The organism is Micromonospora sp. NPDC092111 (genome assembly GCF_044755745.1).
In the GTDB taxonomy this organism is placed as follows: Bacteria; Actinomycetota; Actinomycetes; order Mycobacteriales; family Micromonosporaceae; genus Micromonospora.
The window spans coordinates 223,331-239,586 of sequence record NZ_JBIVRQ010000005.1; the positions used below are offsets into that span (position 1 = coordinate 223,331).

The 16,256-nt window shown below is 73.4% G+C and carries 12 protein-coding genes and 1 pseudogene; 6 read left to right on the forward strand and 7 right to left on the reverse strand.

The genetic code is table 11. The annotated features are described in order from the left end of the window. Positions 1 to 209 precede the first annotated feature (209 nt). Together ACIQG9_RS13585 and hflX are read right to left on the reverse strand one after the other, a co-directional pair. The gene (locus ACIQG9_RS13585) at positions 210 to 2,030 is read right to left on the reverse strand and encodes a hypothetical protein (RefSeq protein ID WP_400401342.1); all 1,821 of its coding nucleotides are present in this window, start codon (positions 2,028 to 2,030) and stop codon (positions 210 to 212) included. A 49-nt stretch (positions 2,031 to 2,079) separates the two neighbouring features. After that, positions 2,080 to 3,531: a GTPase HflX gene (gene hflX / locus ACIQG9_RS13590; RefSeq protein ID WP_400401344.1), complete on the reverse strand. Its 1,452-nt coding sequence runs from the start codon at positions 3,529 to 3,531 to the stop codon at positions 2,080 to 2,082. Positions 3,532 to 3,706: 175 nt separating this feature from the next. Here hflX and ACIQG9_RS13595 point away from each other — a divergent pair, with 175 nt between their 5' ends. Continuing rightward, on the forward strand, positions 3,707 to 5,179 hold the full coding sequence (locus tag ACIQG9_RS13595; protein ID WP_400401346.1) for an NAD-dependent malic enzyme: 1,473 nt from the start codon (positions 3,707 to 3,709) through the stop codon (positions 5,177 to 5,179). Positions 5,180 to 5,335: 156 nt separating this feature from the next. Here ACIQG9_RS13595 and dapF read toward each other — a convergent pair whose 3' ends face one another. The 3 genes from dapF to ACIQG9_RS13610 are packed head-to-tail and all read right to left on the reverse strand — an operon-like array spanning position 5,336 to position 8,061. Continuing rightward, a complete protein-coding gene (gene dapF / locus ACIQG9_RS13600) occupies positions 5,336 to 6,175 on the reverse strand; it encodes a diaminopimelate epimerase (RefSeq protein WP_400401348.1) in 840 nt (279 codons plus the stop codon). Between the two features lie 7 nt (positions 6,176 to 6,182). After that, the gene (gene miaA / locus ACIQG9_RS13605; RefSeq protein ID WP_400401350.1) at positions 6,183 to 7,205 is read right to left on the reverse strand and encodes a tRNA (adenosine(37)-N6)-dimethylallyltransferase MiaA; all 1,023 of its coding nucleotides are present in this window, start codon (positions 7,203 to 7,205) and stop codon (positions 6,183 to 6,185) included. 25 nt (positions 7,206 to 7,230) lie between these two features. Beyond that, complete coding sequence (locus ACIQG9_RS13610) at positions 7,231 to 8,061, reverse strand: hypothetical protein (protein ID WP_400401352.1); 831 nt, start codon at positions 8,059 to 8,061, stop codon at positions 7,231 to 7,233. Positions 8,062 to 8,376: 315 nt separating this feature from the next. On the opposite strand from ACIQG9_RS13610, the pseudogene ACIQG9_RS13615 reads away from it, so the two are divergent. Next, a pseudogene (locus ACIQG9_RS13615) lies at positions 8,377 to 8,520 on the forward strand (3-hydroxyacyl-CoA dehydrogenase NAD-binding domain-containing protein); the annotation flags it as partial. 54 nt (positions 8,521 to 8,574) lie between these two features. Here the strand turns inward: ACIQG9_RS13615 and ACIQG9_RS13620 are convergent. Continuing rightward, positions 8,575 to 9,024: a hypothetical protein gene (locus ACIQG9_RS13620; RefSeq protein ID WP_400401712.1), complete on the reverse strand. Its 450-nt coding sequence runs from the start codon at positions 9,022 to 9,024 to the stop codon at positions 8,575 to 8,577. Between the two features lie 254 nt (positions 9,025 to 9,278). Here ACIQG9_RS13620 and ACIQG9_RS13625 point away from each other — a divergent pair, with 254 nt between their 5' ends. From ACIQG9_RS13625 to ACIQG9_RS13635, 3 genes are all read left to right on the forward strand, one after another. Further along, positions 9,279 to 10,487 carry a DUF349 domain-containing protein gene (locus ACIQG9_RS13625; protein ID WP_400401354.1) on the forward strand — a complete coding sequence of 403 codons (1,209 nt, stop codon included), beginning with the start codon at positions 9,279 to 9,281 and terminating at the stop codon, positions 10,485 to 10,487. Positions 10,488 to 11,256: 769 nt separating this feature from the next. Continuing rightward, positions 11,257 to 12,882, forward strand: coding sequence for a cellulase family glycosylhydrolase (locus ACIQG9_RS13630; RefSeq protein WP_400401356.1), 1,626 nt, complete (start codon positions 11,257 to 11,259; stop codon positions 12,880 to 12,882). A 317-nt stretch (positions 12,883 to 13,199) separates the two neighbouring features. Beyond that, positions 13,200 to 14,165, forward strand: coding sequence for a polysaccharide lyase family 1 protein (locus tag ACIQG9_RS13635; RefSeq protein WP_400401358.1), 966 nt, complete (start codon positions 13,200 to 13,202; stop codon positions 14,163 to 14,165). Between the two features lie 48 nt (positions 14,166 to 14,213). Here ACIQG9_RS13635 and miaB read toward each other — a convergent pair whose 3' ends face one another. Further along, complete coding sequence (gene miaB / locus ACIQG9_RS13640) at positions 14,214 to 15,812, reverse strand: tRNA (N6-isopentenyl adenosine(37)-C2)-methylthiotransferase MiaB (protein WP_400401360.1); 1,599 nt, start codon at positions 15,810 to 15,812, stop codon at positions 14,214 to 14,216. A 51-nt stretch (positions 15,813 to 15,863) separates the two neighbouring features. On the opposite strand from miaB, the gene ACIQG9_RS13645 reads away from it, so the two are divergent. Further along, on the forward strand, positions 15,864 to 16,091 hold the full coding sequence (locus tag ACIQG9_RS13645; RefSeq protein WP_400401362.1) for a DUF2277 domain-containing protein: 228 nt from the start codon (positions 15,864 to 15,866) through the stop codon (positions 16,089 to 16,091). The last annotated feature ends 165 nt before the right edge of the window (positions 16,092 to 16,256 follow it).

The window sequence follows — 16,256 nt, forward strand, 5'->3', positions numbered from 1 at the left end:
CGTGCCGACGGCCCGCCGGGTCCCGGGCTCGGCACCGCTGCCCCGCCGCGCCCCGGGCTCCTCATCTCTGGGCCGCCGGGTCCCGGGCCCGTCGTCGCTGGGCTGCCGGATCCCGGGCTCGGCCCCGGTGGACCGCCGGGGCCGGACTCATCGTGCCGGGGCCGCCGCCGGCACGCCGGGTCGCGTCCCCGCCGGTCGTCGTGGACCGGTCAGTAGCGTTCGCCGCGGGGAGGCGGGCCGTACTGGCCGCCCCGCCGCTCGTCATGGCCGTCGCCGTGGCGCGGGCCGGAGCGCGGCTCCCGGGGGCCCCGCTCGCGGCGCGGTGGTTCGGCCCGCCCACCGCCGTAGACGCCGTCGCCGCCACGCGGTCCACCACCAGCCGGCGCACCTCCGCGCCCACCGGCCGGGGCACCCCCGCGCCCGCCGGCCGGGGCACCCCCGCGCCCGCCGGCCGGGGCGCCACCGCGCCCGCCCGCCGGGGCACCACCGCGCGGGGCGGCGCCGTTCGGCGTACCACCGCGCGGGGCGGCGCCGTTCGCCGGGGGGCCACCGGTCGGGGCGCCGCCGTAGACACCGCCACCGGCCGGACGGCCACCACCGTAGACGCCGCCACCCGCCGGACGGCCACCGCCGCCACCAGGGCCACCGCCACCAGCCGGACCGCCACCGGCGGGTCGGCCGGCGGGCGCGGGGGCAGCACCGGCGGGAACACCACCGGCCGGGGGCCGGCCGCCGCCGTAGACCGCGCCGCCGGCCGGTCTGGCCGGCGCACCGGCGGCCGGTGGGGCACCGTAGACGCCGTTGCGCGGCCGGTCACCCGGTTCACCGCCCCGGGGCCGGTCCTCGGCCGGGAAGCCGTCACCCCGGTCGATCGCGCCCGAGGAGTACACCTCGTCGCGGTCCGGGCCGTCCGGCTCGTCGCCGGCCGCCGCGACCCGACGCCGGGACCGCAGGATCCCGACGATGCCCGTCCCGACCAGCAGCGCGCCGATCACCCCGACCGCCCCGATCAGGTACGTGATCTGGTCCAGGCTGAGGCCGTCGTACCAGGACTTCTCGGCCGCCGGCTTGGCCGCCGCCGCGCCCTCCAACTCCTCCGCGCCCTTCGAGGACGGGGTGTACGCGAGGATGTCGATCGGGTCCTCCGGGGCGAGTTCCCCGCCGTCGGAGACGGTGACGAACTGGCTGCCGTCCGGCGTGTACGAGATGGCCTCGCCGAACGGGTCGGCCAGCGCGGTGACCCGGGGCTTGCCGGTGGTCAGCGCCGCGACCAGGTCGTCGTCGCGTACGTCGTACTCGAAGGCGTCCGCGTAGGTGCGCAGCACCACCTTGCTGCCGTCGGGCGACCGGGCCGCCCCGGTGATCGCCACCCGCCCGATGATGTTGAGCGGGTTGTCGGTGGTGGTCTTCGGCAGGGTGATCTCGCCGACCTTCTTCATCGGCACCGGCTCGGGGTCGCCGGCGCTGTTGAGCTTCGCCTCCGGGGTGTAGATCTCCGCCTTGCCGCTCGGCACCTTGGTGATCACCAGGGGCAGCCCGTCCGCGCCCACCAGCAGCGCCTCCGCGTCGTGCGGCTTGCGCTCCGGGTACGACAGCCGGTGCAGCACCGGCCGCTTGGACCCGCTGACCGGCATGGTCCAGACCGCGACCCGGGTACGCCGCTCCTTGCTGGTGACGTTGTCGCCGGTGTCGGCGATCCAGAGCGTCTTGCCGTCCGGCGAGAGCGCCAGGTCCTCGGTGTCGAACGGGCCGTCACCGGAGTACTGGACCGGCTCCTTGGCGATCTTGCACTTGGTGTCGAGGAAGAAGACCCGCTTGCGGCTGTCCTCCAGGGTGCCGTCGTTGATCACGATGTAGCCGGTCTTCGTGGCGACCAGGCCGGAGAGCTCCCGCAACCGTTCGTCGGTGACCGTGCACTTCTTCTTGCCGGCGGGTGCGGCGGTGACCGGTGCCGCCGCAGCGGCGGCGGGTGCCACGGCCGCGCCGAACAGGGCGACGGCAACCGTGACCGAGGAGACAGCGCGGCGCATGGCGTCAGTGTCGCATGCCACGATGAACCTCAGGTCACACCGGAGCCGCTCAGCGGGTACCGGCGACCGCGTGCTCACCGGCAGCCACGAAGGGCGCCAGTTCGGCCGCGAGCGCCTCCCCCACCCGCACGTGCAGCAGGGTCCCCTCCGGCAGGTGGGAGGTGCTGAGCACCTCACCCTGCCGGTGCAACCGGGCGACCAGGTCACCCCGGTCGTACGGCAGCACGGCGCGGACCTCCACCGCCGGGCGGGGCAGCCGCTCCTCGATCGAGGCGCGCAGCCCGTCGATGCCGAGCCCGCTGTACGCGGAGACGAAGAGCGCCCCGGGCCACAGCCGCTTGAGCCGCAGCAGGGTCTCCTCGTCGGCGGCGTCGGTCTTGTTGACCACCAGCATCTCGGGCAGCCGGTCGGCGCCGACCTCGGAGAGCACCTCGCGGACCGCGCGGACCTGCTCCTCCGGGTCGGGGTGGGTGCCGTCGACCACGTGCACCACCAGGTCGGCCTCGGCGACCTCCTCCAGCGTCGAGCGGAACGCCTCGACGATCTGGTGCGGCAGGTGCCGGACGAACCCGACCGTGTCGGAGAGGGTGTAGAGCCGCCCGTCCGAGGTGGTCGCCCGGCGGGTGGTCGGATCCAGGGTGGCGAAGAGCGCGTTCTCCACCAGCACACCCGCGCCGGTGAGCCGGTTGAGCAGGCTCGACTTGCCGGCGTTGGTGTAGCCGGCGATGGCCACGGCGGGCACCGCGTTACGGGACCGACGGGCCCGCTTGGTCTGGCGTACCGTCTTCATGGCCTTGATCTCCCGGCGCAGCCGGGCGATGCGGTGCCGGATGCGCCGCCGGTCGGTCTCCAGCTTGGTCTCACCGGGACCACGCAGGCCCACGCCGCCGCCGGCGCCGCCGCCCCGGCCGGAACCACCGGTCTGCCGGGAGAGCGTGTCACCCCAACCGCGCAGCCGGGGCAGCAGGTATTCGAGCTGGGCCAGCTCGACCTGCGCCTTGCCCTCCTTGCTCTTGGCGTGCTGGGCGAAGATGTCGAGGATCAGCGCGGTGCGGTCGACCACCTTGACCTTGGTGCGCTGCTCCAGGTTGCGGAGCTGGGACGGGGAGAGCTCACCGTCGCAGATCACCGTGTCGGCGCCGGTGGACAGGACGACCGCGCCCAGGTCGTCGACCTTGCCCCGGCCGACGTAGGTGGCCGGGTCGGGGCGGTTGCGGCGCTGGATCAGCCCTTCGAGCACCTGCGAGCCGGCCGTCTCGGCCAGCGCCGCCAGCTCGGCCAGCGAGTTCTCGGCGTCGCTCTGGCTGCCCTCGGTCCACACCCCGACGAGGACGACCCGCTCCAGCCGGAGCTGGCGGTACTCGACCTCGGTGACGTCGGTCAGCTCGGTGGAGAGGCCGGGGACCCGCCGCAACGCCTGCCGTTCCGACAGCTCGTACTCACCGGTGGTGGCGTCGATCTCGTCGTCCGAGAAGGGGGCCTGGGTCTCCTGGTCTCGCAAGCTGCGTCTCCTGTCCGTTCTGTGCCTGTACCGAGCAATCCTGACATGTGCCAACGCCGAACGCGACCGCTATATGCCCGTGGTGAACGTCGCCGAACTCGGGGGCGGCTGCCGCCGGACCTCGGCGGGCGAGTAGAAATGCGGACGAGCCGCCAGCGACGACGGAGGTATTTCCGTGGCCATCACCAGACTGCCGAGTGCCGGATTCTCGATCACCATCCGGATCGCGGTCCCCGCGGACGCCTCCTCGATCGGCCGGCTGACCACCTCGGTCGGCGAGGCCGGTGCGATCGTCACCGCGCTGGACGTGGTCGACTCCGACCCTACCCACGTGATCGTGGACCTCACCTGCGACACCGCCGACACCGGCCACGCCGACCAGGTCGTCGAGGCGCTGACCGCGCTCGACGGGGTGGACGTGCGCAAGGTCTCCGACCGGACGTTCCTGCTGCACCTCGGCGGCAAGATCGAGGTCAGCTCGAAGGTCGCCCTGCGCACCCGCGACGAGCTGTCCCGGGCGTACACCCCGGGGGTGGCCCGGGTCTGCATGGCGATCGCGGAGAACCCGGCGGACGCCCGGCGGCTGACCATCAAGCGCAACACGGTCGCCGTGGTCAGCGACGGCTCGGCCGTGCTCGGCCTGGGCAACCTCGGGCCGGCGGCGTCGCTGCCGGTGATGGAGGGCAAGGCGGCGCTGTTCAAGCGCTTCGGCGGGGTGGACGCCTGGCCGGTGGTGCTCGACACCCAGGACACCGACGAGATCGTGGCGATCGTCAAGGCCATCGCCCCCGCGTACGGCGGGATCAACCTGGAGGACATCGCCGCGCCGCGCTGCTTCGAGATCGAGGCCCGGCTGCGGGAGGCGCTGGACATCCCGGTCTTCCACGACGACCAGCACGGCACCGCGATCTGCGTGCTGGCCGCGCTGACCAACGCGCTGCGGGTGGTGGGCAAGCAGCTCTCCGACGTCCGGGTGGTGGTCTCCGGAGCCGGCGCGGCCGGCACCGCGATCATGAAGCTGCTGCTGCGCCAGGGCGTCGGCGACATCATCGCGTACGACCGGCAGGGCGCGCTGCACCGTGGCCTGACCGGGCTGAACCCGGCCTGGCAGTGGCTGGCCGAGAACACCAACCGGGAGAACTACGCCGGCGACCTGGCCGGCGCGGTCCGGGGTGCGGACGTCTTCATCGGGGTGAGCGCCCCGAACCTGCTCACCGGCGACGACGTCGCCACCATGGCCAAGGACGCGATCGTCTTCGCGCTGGCCAACCCGGACCCGGAGGTCGACCCCCGGGAGGCCCGCAAGCACGCCGCGATCGTCGCCACCGGCCGCTCCGACCAGCCGAACCAGATCAACAACGTGCTCGCCTTCCCCGGTGTGTTCCGGGGCATGCTGGACGCGCACGCCGAGGAGTTCACCGAGGAGATGGCGATCGCCGCCGCCCGGGCCATCGCCGACGTGGTCGGCGAGGACAAGATCAACCCGACGGTCATCGTCCCCAGCGTCTTCGACTCCCGGGTCGCCCCCGCGGTCGCGGCCGCCGTCCGCGCCGCCGCCCAGAACCCCGCCGCGACCCCGCCCCCGGCCGCCGACCCCGGCCCCGCCGACCTCCCCGAGATCGCCGCCAACGCCAGCGCCACCCCCTAACCCCCCACCCCGCCCCCCTGCCCCCCACCCTCGCCCGTGTCCACCGCCCGTGTTGATCAAGAAGTTTGCGTCACCGCCGCTGGGCTCAGTGACGTAAACCTCTTGATCAACGCGGAGAGGGTGGGGTGGGGGTGGAGTGGAGGGGGTGGGTGGGGGTTAGGGGAGGGGGTGGGTGAGGGTGCCGGTGGCGGTCAGGAGGGCGGGGCCGGCGAGCCAGCAGGTGTCGCCGGTCAGTGTGACCGTGAGGCGGCCGCCGGGGACGTCGACCGTGATCGTGCCGGTGTCCTGGCCGGTGTCGCCCAGGGCCACGGCGGCGACGGCGCAGGCGCCGGTGCCGCAGGACAGCGTCTCGGCCGAGCCGCGCTCGTAGACCCGCATCAGCACGTGGCCGTCGGTGCCGTCCACCGGGTCGCCGGGGGCGGTGAACTCGACGTTCACCCCGTGCGGGAAGACCACCGGGTCGAACTCGGGCGCGCGGGTCAGATCCAGGCCGGCCAGGTCGACGCCGGCGGGGAGCGCGCAGACCAGGTGCGGGTTGCCGACGTCCACCGCCGCGCCGGGCAGGGTCAGCCCGTCCAGGACGGTGCTCGACGCGGCGTACACCCGGGGGCGGCGCATCTCGACGGCGATGGTGTCGCCGTCGACGCGCGCGCGCACGACGCCGGCCCGGGTGGCCACCGGCAGCGCCGCGCCCTCCGGCGTGGCCAGCCCGGTCTCCACCAGATAGCGGACGAAGACCCGGGCCCCGTTGCCGCACATCTCGGCGAACGAGCCGTCGGAGTTCCAGTAGTCCATGAACCACTCGGCCTCGCCGGCCAGGGCCACCCCCTCGGGGTGCTTCGCCGCGCGGATCACCCGCAGCACACCGTCGCCGCCGACGCCGCGCCGCCGGTCGCAGATCGCGGCGACCCGGCCGGGCGTCAGGTCGAGGGTGCCGTCCGGGTCGGGCAGGATGACGAAGTCGTTGCCGGTGCCATGGCCCTTGGTGAACTCCACGCCCCCATCATCGCCGATGGTCGGCGACCGTTCGCAGCGCACCGTCGAGGAAGGCCGGCGACGCCGAGTCCAGCCAGTGGATCCGCGGGTCGCGCCGGAACCAGGAGCGCTGCCGGCGGACGAAACGCCGGGTGGCCCGGACCGTCTCGTCGTGCGCCTCCGCCTCGGTCAGCTCCCCGGCGAGGAAGCGCAGCACCTGCTGGTAGCCGAGCGCCCGGCTGGCCGTCCGCCCCGCCGGCAGGCCGTGGTCGACCAGCTCACGGACCTCGTCGACCAGCCCGTCGGCCCACATCCGGTCCACCCGCAGCGCGATGCGCTCGTCCAGCAGCGCGGTGTCCAGATCCACCCCGAGCTGCACCGACGGGTAGTAGGGCGTGGGCGCCGGCAGTGACGCGGTGAACGGCGCCCCGGTCAGCTCGATCACCTCCAGGGCCCGGACGATCCGCCGCCCGTTGCCCGGCAGAATGCCGGCCGCCGCCACCGGGTCGGCCTCGGCCAGCCGGGCGTGCAGCGGGGCCGGGCCGACGACGGCCAACTCCGCCTCCAGTCGTTGGCGTACCGCCGGGTCGGTGCCGGGGAACTCGAACTGCTCCAGCACCGCCCGCACGTACAGCCCTGAGCCGCCGACCAGCAGCGGCACCCGGCCCCGGGCCAGGATGTCGTCGACCGCCGCCCGGGCCAGCCGCTGGTACTCAGCGACGCTGGCCGGCTCGGTGACCGGCCAGAGATCCAGCAGGTGGTGCGGCACGCCGTCCCGCTCGGCGACGGTGAGCTTGGCGGTGCCGATGTCCATGCCCCGGTAGAGCTGCATCGAGTCGGCGTTGACCACCTCGCCGTCGAGGGCGTGCGCGAGGGCGATACTCAACGCGGACTTGCCCGCCGCGGTCGGCCCGACCACGGCGACGACGCTGCCGCTCACCGCGACCCGCCGGCCGGTCGCTGGGCGTTCCTGCCCACCCGCCGGCCCGCCGGGTGCGCGGCGACAAGCTGCCGTTCGAGGCGGTCCGCGGCACGGCCGGCGAGCCGCCACGCCGTTCCGCTCGCCCGCCGGGTGGTCACGCCCGCTCCCAGGAGGCCACGAAGTAGCCAACGCCGTAAGGTGCCGAGTGGTGGCGCAGCTCGCCACGCCAGTCGCCGCCCGTCGCCCGGACCGCGCCGGCCAGCACCTGCCAGGGCGCCCGGCCGGCGACCCTCAGCTCCGCCGACCGCACCGGGTCCAGGCCGAGCAGGGCCTCGGCGTCCGCGTCGGCCAGGGCCCGGGCCACCCCGTCGTCGTACGCCCCAGCGCGCGGGTCGTCGTAGCCGGGTGACGTCGGGCCGTGGCAGGCCGACCCGTCCCCCATCACCAGCAACGCCCACGGCTGGTCCGACCCGATCCGGGCACCGGCGGCGGCGCACTCCCGCATCGGCGCGTCAGGCGCGACGCTCACCATCCGCCAGCCGGCCGGTGCGGGTGGCGTTCGCGCGGCGTTTGGCGTCCGCGCGGCCGGGGGCGCTACCTGCACCGTCCGCCCGGCGGGTGGCGTTACGGGCGCGACGCTCGCCGTCCGACCGGCCGGTAGCGGAACGCGACGGAGCAGCCAGGCACCGACCAGCAGACTCAACGGCAGGCCGTCGGTGCCGATCGCGCCGTCCGGCCGATCGCCGAGCCTGACCTCCAGGGGCAGGCCCCACGGCGCGAAGCTGCCCCGGTACGGGGAGTCCAGGTCGGCGGTGCGCTCGCCGGAGCCGACCACCACGACGGTCGTCGCCCCGGCGGCGTACAGCCCGGCGACGGCGGTGTCGCAGGCGACGCGGAGCGCGTCCAGCTCGGGCGCGGCGGCACCGGCCAGCTCGGGCACGATCAGCGGCGGATGGGGGCAGACGGCGGCGGCGACCAGTGGCACCAGGCAACCGTAGCGGCCCGCCGGTCGTCGGCGTCCCTGGCCCGCCCGGGCCCGATCCCCCGACCCCGCCACAGCCGGCGACGCATGGCCCGGCGAAGCCCGGCGACGCAGAGCAGCGGACGGTACGGCGAAGCCCGGCGACGCATGGTTCGGGGAAGCAGGTCAGCGGACGGTACGGCGAGGGCGGCGGCGGATGGTCCGCTCGTGTTCGATTCCCCGATCCGGGCGGGGCCGGCGGCGCTGGTCGGCCCTGGCTGTGGCCCAGGCGCTGGAGCGGCGGCGGTTGGCGCGGCCAGTCCGCCCGCGCCCGACCCGGCGACCATGGCGACCGGCATCGTCGAGGTGTTCGCCAAGGCCGGCTACGAGGTGGTCTCGGTGACCCGGGGCGCGGAGAAGTCCGCCAGGATCTTCGAGGCGGTCAAGACCTCACTCAACAAGGGCGTGGTACGCGGCAGAGTCAGCACCGTCCACGAGTTCGTACCGGCTCCGGCCCAGTCCGCCGGCCCTTCCGGCTCAGCCCGGCTGGCCACCCCAGCCGCCCTGCACCATGGTCTGGAACCGCCACTGCCCACCCACGCGGACCAGCAGGTCGGCGTAGCGCACCCGCTGCCGTACGCCGTCGAGGGTGAACTCGGCCTCGGTGAGCACCACGACCAGACTCCGGGTGAGAAAGTACGGCGTCCGGCGGCTCTCCATCAGCAGGTCGCCGCCCCCGCCGAGCACGCCCCCCATCATCTCCAGGTACGCCGCGCGGTCGAGCTGCCGGGCGGAGCCGTCGCCCGACGCGTCGTCGGTGACCGTGTTGAGCGGAAACATCGCCAGGGCTGCGGTACCCGCCACGTCGCCCGCCTCGGCCAGGGCGTCGTAGCGGCGGAACCACTCGTCCAGCTCGGCGAGGTCGGCGGCGTCGGGTACGAAGCCCGGGTCGGCCGGGGGTGTGATCCGGCTACGGGACTGGGCCATCCTGCTCCTCCTCCCCCACCCGGAAACCGGGCGGCGAGCGTCGTGTACGACGTACCGTACATCGTACGGCCGATTGCGACACTCCCCCCGCGGAGCCTGTCTGTGGGTGCTAGGACACCGTATGGTCACGGTCAGAGACAGGCGCTCGACGCGGACCGGGTCGGACCTGTGACAATGCCGGGAGCAAGTTGGCTGCGCCGTGGCGGCGATCGCGGGAGGTTTCCCGTCGACGCCGGGAGAACGAGGATGGGCACATGAGCGACTGGACTGCCTTCGGACGGGTGGACGCGGACGGCACCGTGTACGTGAAGACCGCCGAGGGCGAGCGGGTGGTCGGATCCTGGCAGGCGGGAGCCCCTGAGGAAGGGCTGGCCCACTTCGCCCGCCGCTTCGCCGACCTGGTGACCGAGGTGGACCTGACCGAGGCGCGGCTCAACTCGGGCGCGGCCGACGCGGGCGGTTCGCTGACCACGATCCGGCGGATCCGCGGTTCGCTGGCCGAGGCGCACGTGGTCGGCGACATCGACGCGTTGGCCGCCCGGCTGGACAAGCTCGCCGCCGTCGCCGAGGAGAAGGCCGGCGAGGCCCGGGCCGCCCGGGAGGCCGCCCGGGGCGAGGCGCTCGCCCGCAAGACCACCCTGGTCGAGGAGGCCGAGAAGCTGGCCGCCGAGTCGACCGGCTGGAAGACCGCCGGCGACCGGCTCAAGGAGATCCTCGACGAGTGGAAGACCATCCGCGGCGTCGACAAGAAGGCCGACGGAGAGCTGTGGAAGCGTTTCGCCGCTGCCCGTGACGGCTTCACCCGGCGTCGGGGTGCCCACTTCGCCTCCCTCGACCAGCAGCGCAAGCAGGCGCAGACGGTCAAGGAGGAGCTGGTCGCCGAGGCCGAGAAGCTCAACGAGTCCACCGAATGGGCGGCGACCGCCAACCAGCTCAAGGACCTGATGAACCAGTGGAAGGCCGCCCCGCGCGCCTCCAAGGAGGCCGAGCAGAAGCTCTGGGAACGGTTCCGCGCCGCCCAGGACGCCTTCTTCAGCCGGCGCAGCGAGGTCTTCTCCGCCCGGGACAACGAGCAGCGGGCCAACCTGGAGCGCAAGCAGGCACTGCTGGCCGAGGCCGAGGCGCTGGACGTCGACGGCGACCCGAAGGGCGCGCAGGCCCGGCTGCGGGACATCCAGGCCCAGTGGCACGAGGCCGGCCGGGTGCCACGGGAGGCCGCTGCCGGCCTGGAGCGGCGGCTGCGGGTCATCGACGAGAAGGTCCGCGAGGTCATGGACTCGGCCTGGCGACGGACCACCAAGGAGGACAACCCGCTGCTCGCGCAGATGCGGGTGCAGGTCGCCGAGGCCGAGGAGCGGCTGGCCCGGGCGCAGGCCGCCGGGGACGCCCGCCGGGTCAAGGAGGCCGAGCAGGCGCTCGCCTCCAAGCGCCAGTTCCTCCAGCTCGCCGAGCAGGCCGGCTGAGCTGACGCGTTCCGGAAGCCCTCGGCCCCAGCTCGGGACCGAGGGCTTCCGCGTCCCCACCCCAGCACCGCACCCCTTACCGCCACACCCCTCACCGCCACACCCCTCACCGCCACACCCGGACCCCACCGCCGCACCGCATCCCCACCCAGGGACCGCACCCCGCACCGCACCGCACCGCACCGCACCGCACCGCACCGCACCGCACCGCACCGCACCGCACCGCACCGCACCGCACCGCACCGCACCGCACCGCACCAAGATCGTGCTCGATCCTGGTTGTAGTGGCATCCCGGCTCCGCGATGCCACTACAACCAGGAAGTAGCGCGGCCGCAGCAGTGCGACAGTGGCAGAGCAGCCGCCGCCGCGAAACGGCCAGTCGCGGAGCAGCATCGCGCGGAGCAGCATCGCGCGGAGCAGGCATCGCGCGGAGCAGGCATCGCGCTACGGCAGTCGCGGAGAGCAGGCGTCCCGGAGCGGCGGGGGCGGGGCGGGCGCGGGGAGCCGGCGGTTGACGCATCGAGATCGGCTGATCAGAATGGGCGAGAGAGTCAGGTCGGGCCACCGGCGCGAGGGCAACCGACGACGGGCACCGTCGTCGGGAGTCGCCGGTGCACAGCCGCGAGTGGCCGCGTCCACGTGACACGGCGCGCCGCGCACTTTCCGCGTACCCCCTGGGGGAGCGGGACGGGCGGGTCGCGGCCGGCGTTCCCTGGTCTTCCGCCCCGCGCCGCCGTCGCGGCGCCGGGCATCCGAAGTGGAGCTCGCATGCACCGACCCACCGCCCTCGGCGGCGCGCTCGCCGCGCTCGCCACCGCCGCGGCCGGCGTCCTCGTCGCCGCCGTCGTCAGCACCACCCCGGCCGCCGCCGCTGTCGGCGGTACCGGCACCGGCTACCTGCACACCAGCGGCAACAAGATCGTCGACAGCACCGGCGCCACGGTCCGGCTGACCGGTATCAACTGGTTCGGCATGGAGACCGACAACAGGACGTTCCACGGTCTCTGGTCGAACAACCCGTGGCGGGGCCAGCTCGACAAGATGGCCAGCCTGGGCTACAACACGTTGCGCATCCCGTACTCGAACGACGCGCTGAAGCCGGGCGCGACGGCCAGCGGGATCAACGACTTCGTCAACCCCGACCTGGTCGGGCTCTCCCCGTTGCAGATCCTCGACAAGGTCATCGACTACGCCGGCAGCAAGGGGATGCGGGTCATCCTGGACCGGCACCGGCCGACGGCGGCCGGGCAGTCGCCGCTCTGGTACACCTCGACGGTCTCCGAGACCACCTGGATCAACGACTGGAAGGCGCTGGCCCAGCGGTACGCCGGGAACACCACGGTGATCGGCGCGGACCTGCACAACGAGCCGCACGCCGAGGGCACCAACCCGGCCGCCACCGGCGCCTGCTGGGGCTGCGGGGACACCACCCGGGACTGGCGGCTCGCCGCCGAGCGGGCCGGCAACGCCGTTCTCGGGGTGCAGCCGAACTGGTTGATCTTCGTGGAGGGGGTGAGCTGCCCCAGCGGTGGCTTGTCGAACGTCTGGGACAACGACCCCAGCAACGACGAGGACTGCGGCTGGTGGGGTGGCAACCTGTCCAAGGCCGGCCAGTTCCCGGTCCGGCTGAACGTGGCCAACCGGCTGGTCTACTCGCCGCACGAGTACGCCACCAGCGTCTACGAGCAGGACTGGTTCAAGGCCGCCGACTACCCGGCGAACATGCCGGCGATCTGGGACAGGTACTGGGGCTACCTGCACAAGCAGAACATCGCGCCGATCATGATGGGCGAGTTCGGCACCACCCTGGCGGACCCGCGGGACAAGGTGTGGCTGGAGAAGCTGATGGCCTACACCGGCACCGGGGTCAACGGCATGTCCTTCACCTACTGGTCGTGGAACCCGAACTCGGGTGACACCGGCGGCATCGCGCTGGACGACTGGACCAACATCAACACCGCCAAGCAGGCGATCCTCCAGCCGTACCTGATCGCGCCGGTGGGTGGCGGCGGCCCGACGCCGACGCCCACCGGCGGCCCGACCACGTCGCCGTCGCCGACCACGTCGCCGACGACGCCCCCGCCGGCCGGCGGCTGCACCGCCAGCTACAAGCAGGTCAACTCCTGGCAGGGCGGTTTCCAGGGCGAACTGACCGTGAAGAACGCCGGCACCGCCGCCGTCAACCCGTGGTCGGTGACCTGGAACTGGCCGGCCGGGGTGACCCTGGCCAGTGGCTGGAACGCCACCGTCACCCAGTCCGGCACGACGGTGACCGCCGCCGCGCCGACCTGGGCCTCGTCGCTGGCGGCGGGCGCCTCGGTGACCGTGGGCTTCACCGCCAACGGCACCGCCGCCGCCCCCGGCTCGGTGAAGTTGAACGGCGTCGCCTGCTGAGACGCCGCGGCGTCGCCCGCTGACCGCACCGACCGTGAATCCGACGGCCGGCACCGAAAGGTGCCGGCCGTCGGCCTTTCTGCGCAGGTAGGAACACTCGACACCGGGGCTTTACATCGATGCCCATCTGTGTTTGTATCAGGAAAGCGCTTACCTGCTTCGAGGGGCAGCGCAGCACGGGAGCCGCTTCTCACCCCGGAGCGGTCCACACCGGCAGGGACACGGGCCACTGTCCCCGGCCGCCCCTGGCGCCACGGCCACCGCGTCAGGTGGCGGGCCGAAGGTCCGCGAACCCGCAACCACCGAAGGGAAGCACCATGCGCATCACGTCACGACGTCGGACGACGCTGCTCGCCGCAGCCGCCACCGCCTCGGTGCTCGTCACCGGGGCCCTCACCGCCGCCACCGCGCCGGCCTCCGCCGCGCCGACCGACCTGGTCGGCTGGGCCACCCAGAACGGCGGCACCAGCGGCGGCGGCAGCGCCGCCGTCACCACCGTCACCAGCGCCTCCGCGCTGACCACCGCGGTCGGCTCCACCAGCGCGGCGGTGATCCGGGTCTCCGGCACCATCACCTGCTCCGGCATGCTGCGGGTCCGGTCCAACAAGACCATCCTCGGCAACTCGGGCGCGACCATCTCCGGCTGCGGCCTCAACATCAGCGGCGACCGCAACGTCATCATCCGGAACATCACGTTCAAGAACTGGAACGACGACGCGATCAACGTGCAGGAGTCCGCGACCAACGTCTGGGTCGACCACAACACCTTCACCAACGGCTACGACGGCGCGGTGGACATCAAGCGGGGCTCGGACTACATCACCGTGTCGTGGAACCGGGTCTACAACCACGACAAGTCGATGCTGCTCGGGCACAGCGACGACAACGCCAGCCAGGACACCGGGCACCTGCGGGTGACCTACCACCACAACTGGTTCGACGCGAGCACCCAGCGCCACCCCCGGGTCCGCTTCGGCAACCCGGTGCACGTCTACAACAACTACTACTACAAGAACAGCGGTTACGGCGTGGCCTCCACCGAGAACGCCGGCGTGCTCGTCGAGGGCAACTACTTCGACAGCGTCAGCGACCCGTACCACCTGGGTGAGGGCGACTCCGGGCCGGGCACCCTGGTCGCCCGGAACAACTACTTCGTGGGCTCCGGCAGCGGCCAGACCGGCGGCAGCGTGAAGAGCATCCCGTACTCGTACACCCTGGACAGCGCGAGCAGCGTCAAGTCGATCGTGACGGGCGGTGCGGGCGCCGGTCGGATCACGGTCTGACCCTCCGCACGCTGGTCGGGGCCCGCCGCACGGCGGGCCCCGATCGCGTCAGTGCGCGGCGCAGCCGGTCGTCGGCGCGGGCGCCGCCGCCGGCGCGCCGATCGTCGGCAGCCCGAGCAACACCCCGGGGGTACGCGGGGAGCGCCCGGCCTCGGCGGCGTCCCCGGCCCGGGTACGCCGGTGCGACAGCGGCTCGCCGTCGGCGTTCAGGTGGTGCGGGGCGGCGTAGGTGACCGTGGTGTGCACGATGTCACCGGGCCTGATCCGACCGGCGGCGGACCCGACCGCGCCGAGCTGACCGGCCGCACCGGCCGCGCCCGGCGCACCGGGCTGACCGATCGCACCGGGGGCACCGAGCTGGCCGATCGCACCCGCCGCGCCCGTCGCGAAGTGCACCAGGCGGCCGTCGCGGGCCCGGCCGGACATCCGGCCGGTGCGCTCGTCCTTGCGGCCCTCGCCGACGGCGACCAGCACCTCGACGGTCTCGCCCAGCAGGCGCTTGTTCTCCGCCCAGGTGATCTCCTCGACACAGGCGATCAACCGCTCGTAGCGCTCCTGCACCACCTGCTTCGGAAGCTGGTCGGCCATGGTGGCGGCCGGGGTGCCGGGGCGCTTGGAGTACTGGAAGGTGAACGCCGAGGAGAACCGGGCCGCCCGGACCACGTCCAGGGTGCGCTGGAAGTCGGCCTCGGTCTCGCCCGGGAAACCGACGATGATGTCGGTGGTGATCGCCGCGTCCGGCATCGCCGCCCGGACCTTCTCGATGATCCCCAGGTACCGGTCCGACCGGTACGACCGGCGCATCGCCCTGAGCACGTCGTCCGAGCCGGACTGCAACGGCATGTGCAGCGAGTGGCAGACGTTCGGCGTCTCGGCCATCGCGGCGATCACGTCGTCGGTGAAGTCCTTCGGGTGCGGGCTGGTGAACCGGACCCGCTCCAGCCCGTCGATGTCGCCACAGGCGCGCAGCAGCTTGCCGAAGGCGTACCGGTCGCCGAACTCGACGCCGTAGGAGTTGACGTTCTGCCCGAGCAGGGTCACCTCCAGCACACCCTCGTCGACCAGGGCACGGACCTCGGAGAGGACATCGCCGGGGCGGCGGTCCTTCTCCTTGCCGCGCAGGGCGGGCACGATGCAGAACGTGCAGGTGTTGTTGCAGCCCACCGAGATCGACACCCAGCCGGCGTACGTCGACTCGCGCCGGGTCGGCAGCGTGGACGGGAAGATGTCGAGGGATTCGAGGATCTCCACCTCGGCGGCGGCGTTGTGCCGGGCCCGCTCCAACAGCACCGGCAGCGCGCCGATGTTGTGGGTGCCGAAGACCACGTCCACCCAGGGGGCCTTGCGGACGATGTCGCCGCGGTCCTTCTGGGCGAGACACCCACCGACGGCGATCTGCATCCCCGGATGCCGGTCCTTCACGGGCCGCAGATGACCGAGGTTGCCGTAGAGCCGGTTGTCGGCGTTCTCCCGGACGGCGCAGGTGTTGAACACCACCACGTCCGGGTCGTCGCCACTGTCGGCGGCGCGGACGTAGCCGGCCTGCTCCAGCAGGCCGGAGATCCGCTCGGAGTCGTGCACGTTCATCTGGCAGCCGTAGGTGCGCACCTGGTATGTGCGCGGGCTGCTGGCGGCTGCGGTAGTCATGACGTGCACAGCGTATCCGGGCCCACCGGAAAGACCGAAAGAGGAGCAGCCGTGTGCCGAAGCATCAAGACCCTGCGTGAGCCGTACGTCCCGGCGGTGACCCCGGCCGACATCGAGGCGGCCGCGTTGCAGTACGTCCGGAAGATCTCCGGGTTCCGGGCCCCGGCCGCGCACAACGCCGAGGCGTTCGACGCGGCGGTGCGCGCGGTGGCCGCCGCCACGGCGACCCTGCTGGACCAGTTGGAGGTCCGTGGCTACCGCCCCGCCGGCACCCGCTGACCGGTCCTCGGCGCGCCCGGCCGCACCAGGCTCCGCCCGCCGCACCGGCCCGAGCCGCCCGGGCCAGGGGCCGATCCGCCGCCGCCGACCCCGACGCGCCCCGGGCACCCGGGGTGGGCCGGTGACCGCCCCGGGTCGGCCGGCGGCCCAGACTGCCGGCCGACT

What these genes read in the sequence shown, in the direction of transcription:
- ACIQG9_RS13585 (WP_400401342.1), bottom strand. Translation starts at nt 2,030, where the DNA reads ATGCGCCGCGCTGTCTCCTCGGTCACGGTTGCCGTCGCCCTGTTCGGC.
- ACIQG9_RS13620 (WP_400401712.1), bottom strand. Translation starts at nt 9,024, where the DNA reads ATGGCCCAGTCCCGTAGCCGGATCACACCCCCGGCCGACCCGGGCTTC.
- ACIQG9_RS13625 (WP_400401354.1), top strand. Translation starts at nt 9,279, where the DNA reads ATGAGCGACTGGACTGCCTTCGGACGGGTGGACGCGGACGGCACCGTG.
- ACIQG9_RS13630 (WP_400401356.1), top strand. Translation starts at nt 11,257, where the DNA reads ATGCACCGACCCACCGCCCTCGGCGGCGCGCTCGCCGCGCTCGCCACC.
- ACIQG9_RS13635 (WP_400401358.1), top strand. Translation starts at nt 13,200, where the DNA reads ATGCGCATCACGTCACGACGTCGGACGACGCTGCTCGCCGCAGCCGCC.
- miaB (WP_400401360.1), bottom strand. Translation starts at nt 15,812, where the DNA reads ATGACTACCGCAGCCGCCAGCAGCCCGCGCACATACCAGGTGCGCACC.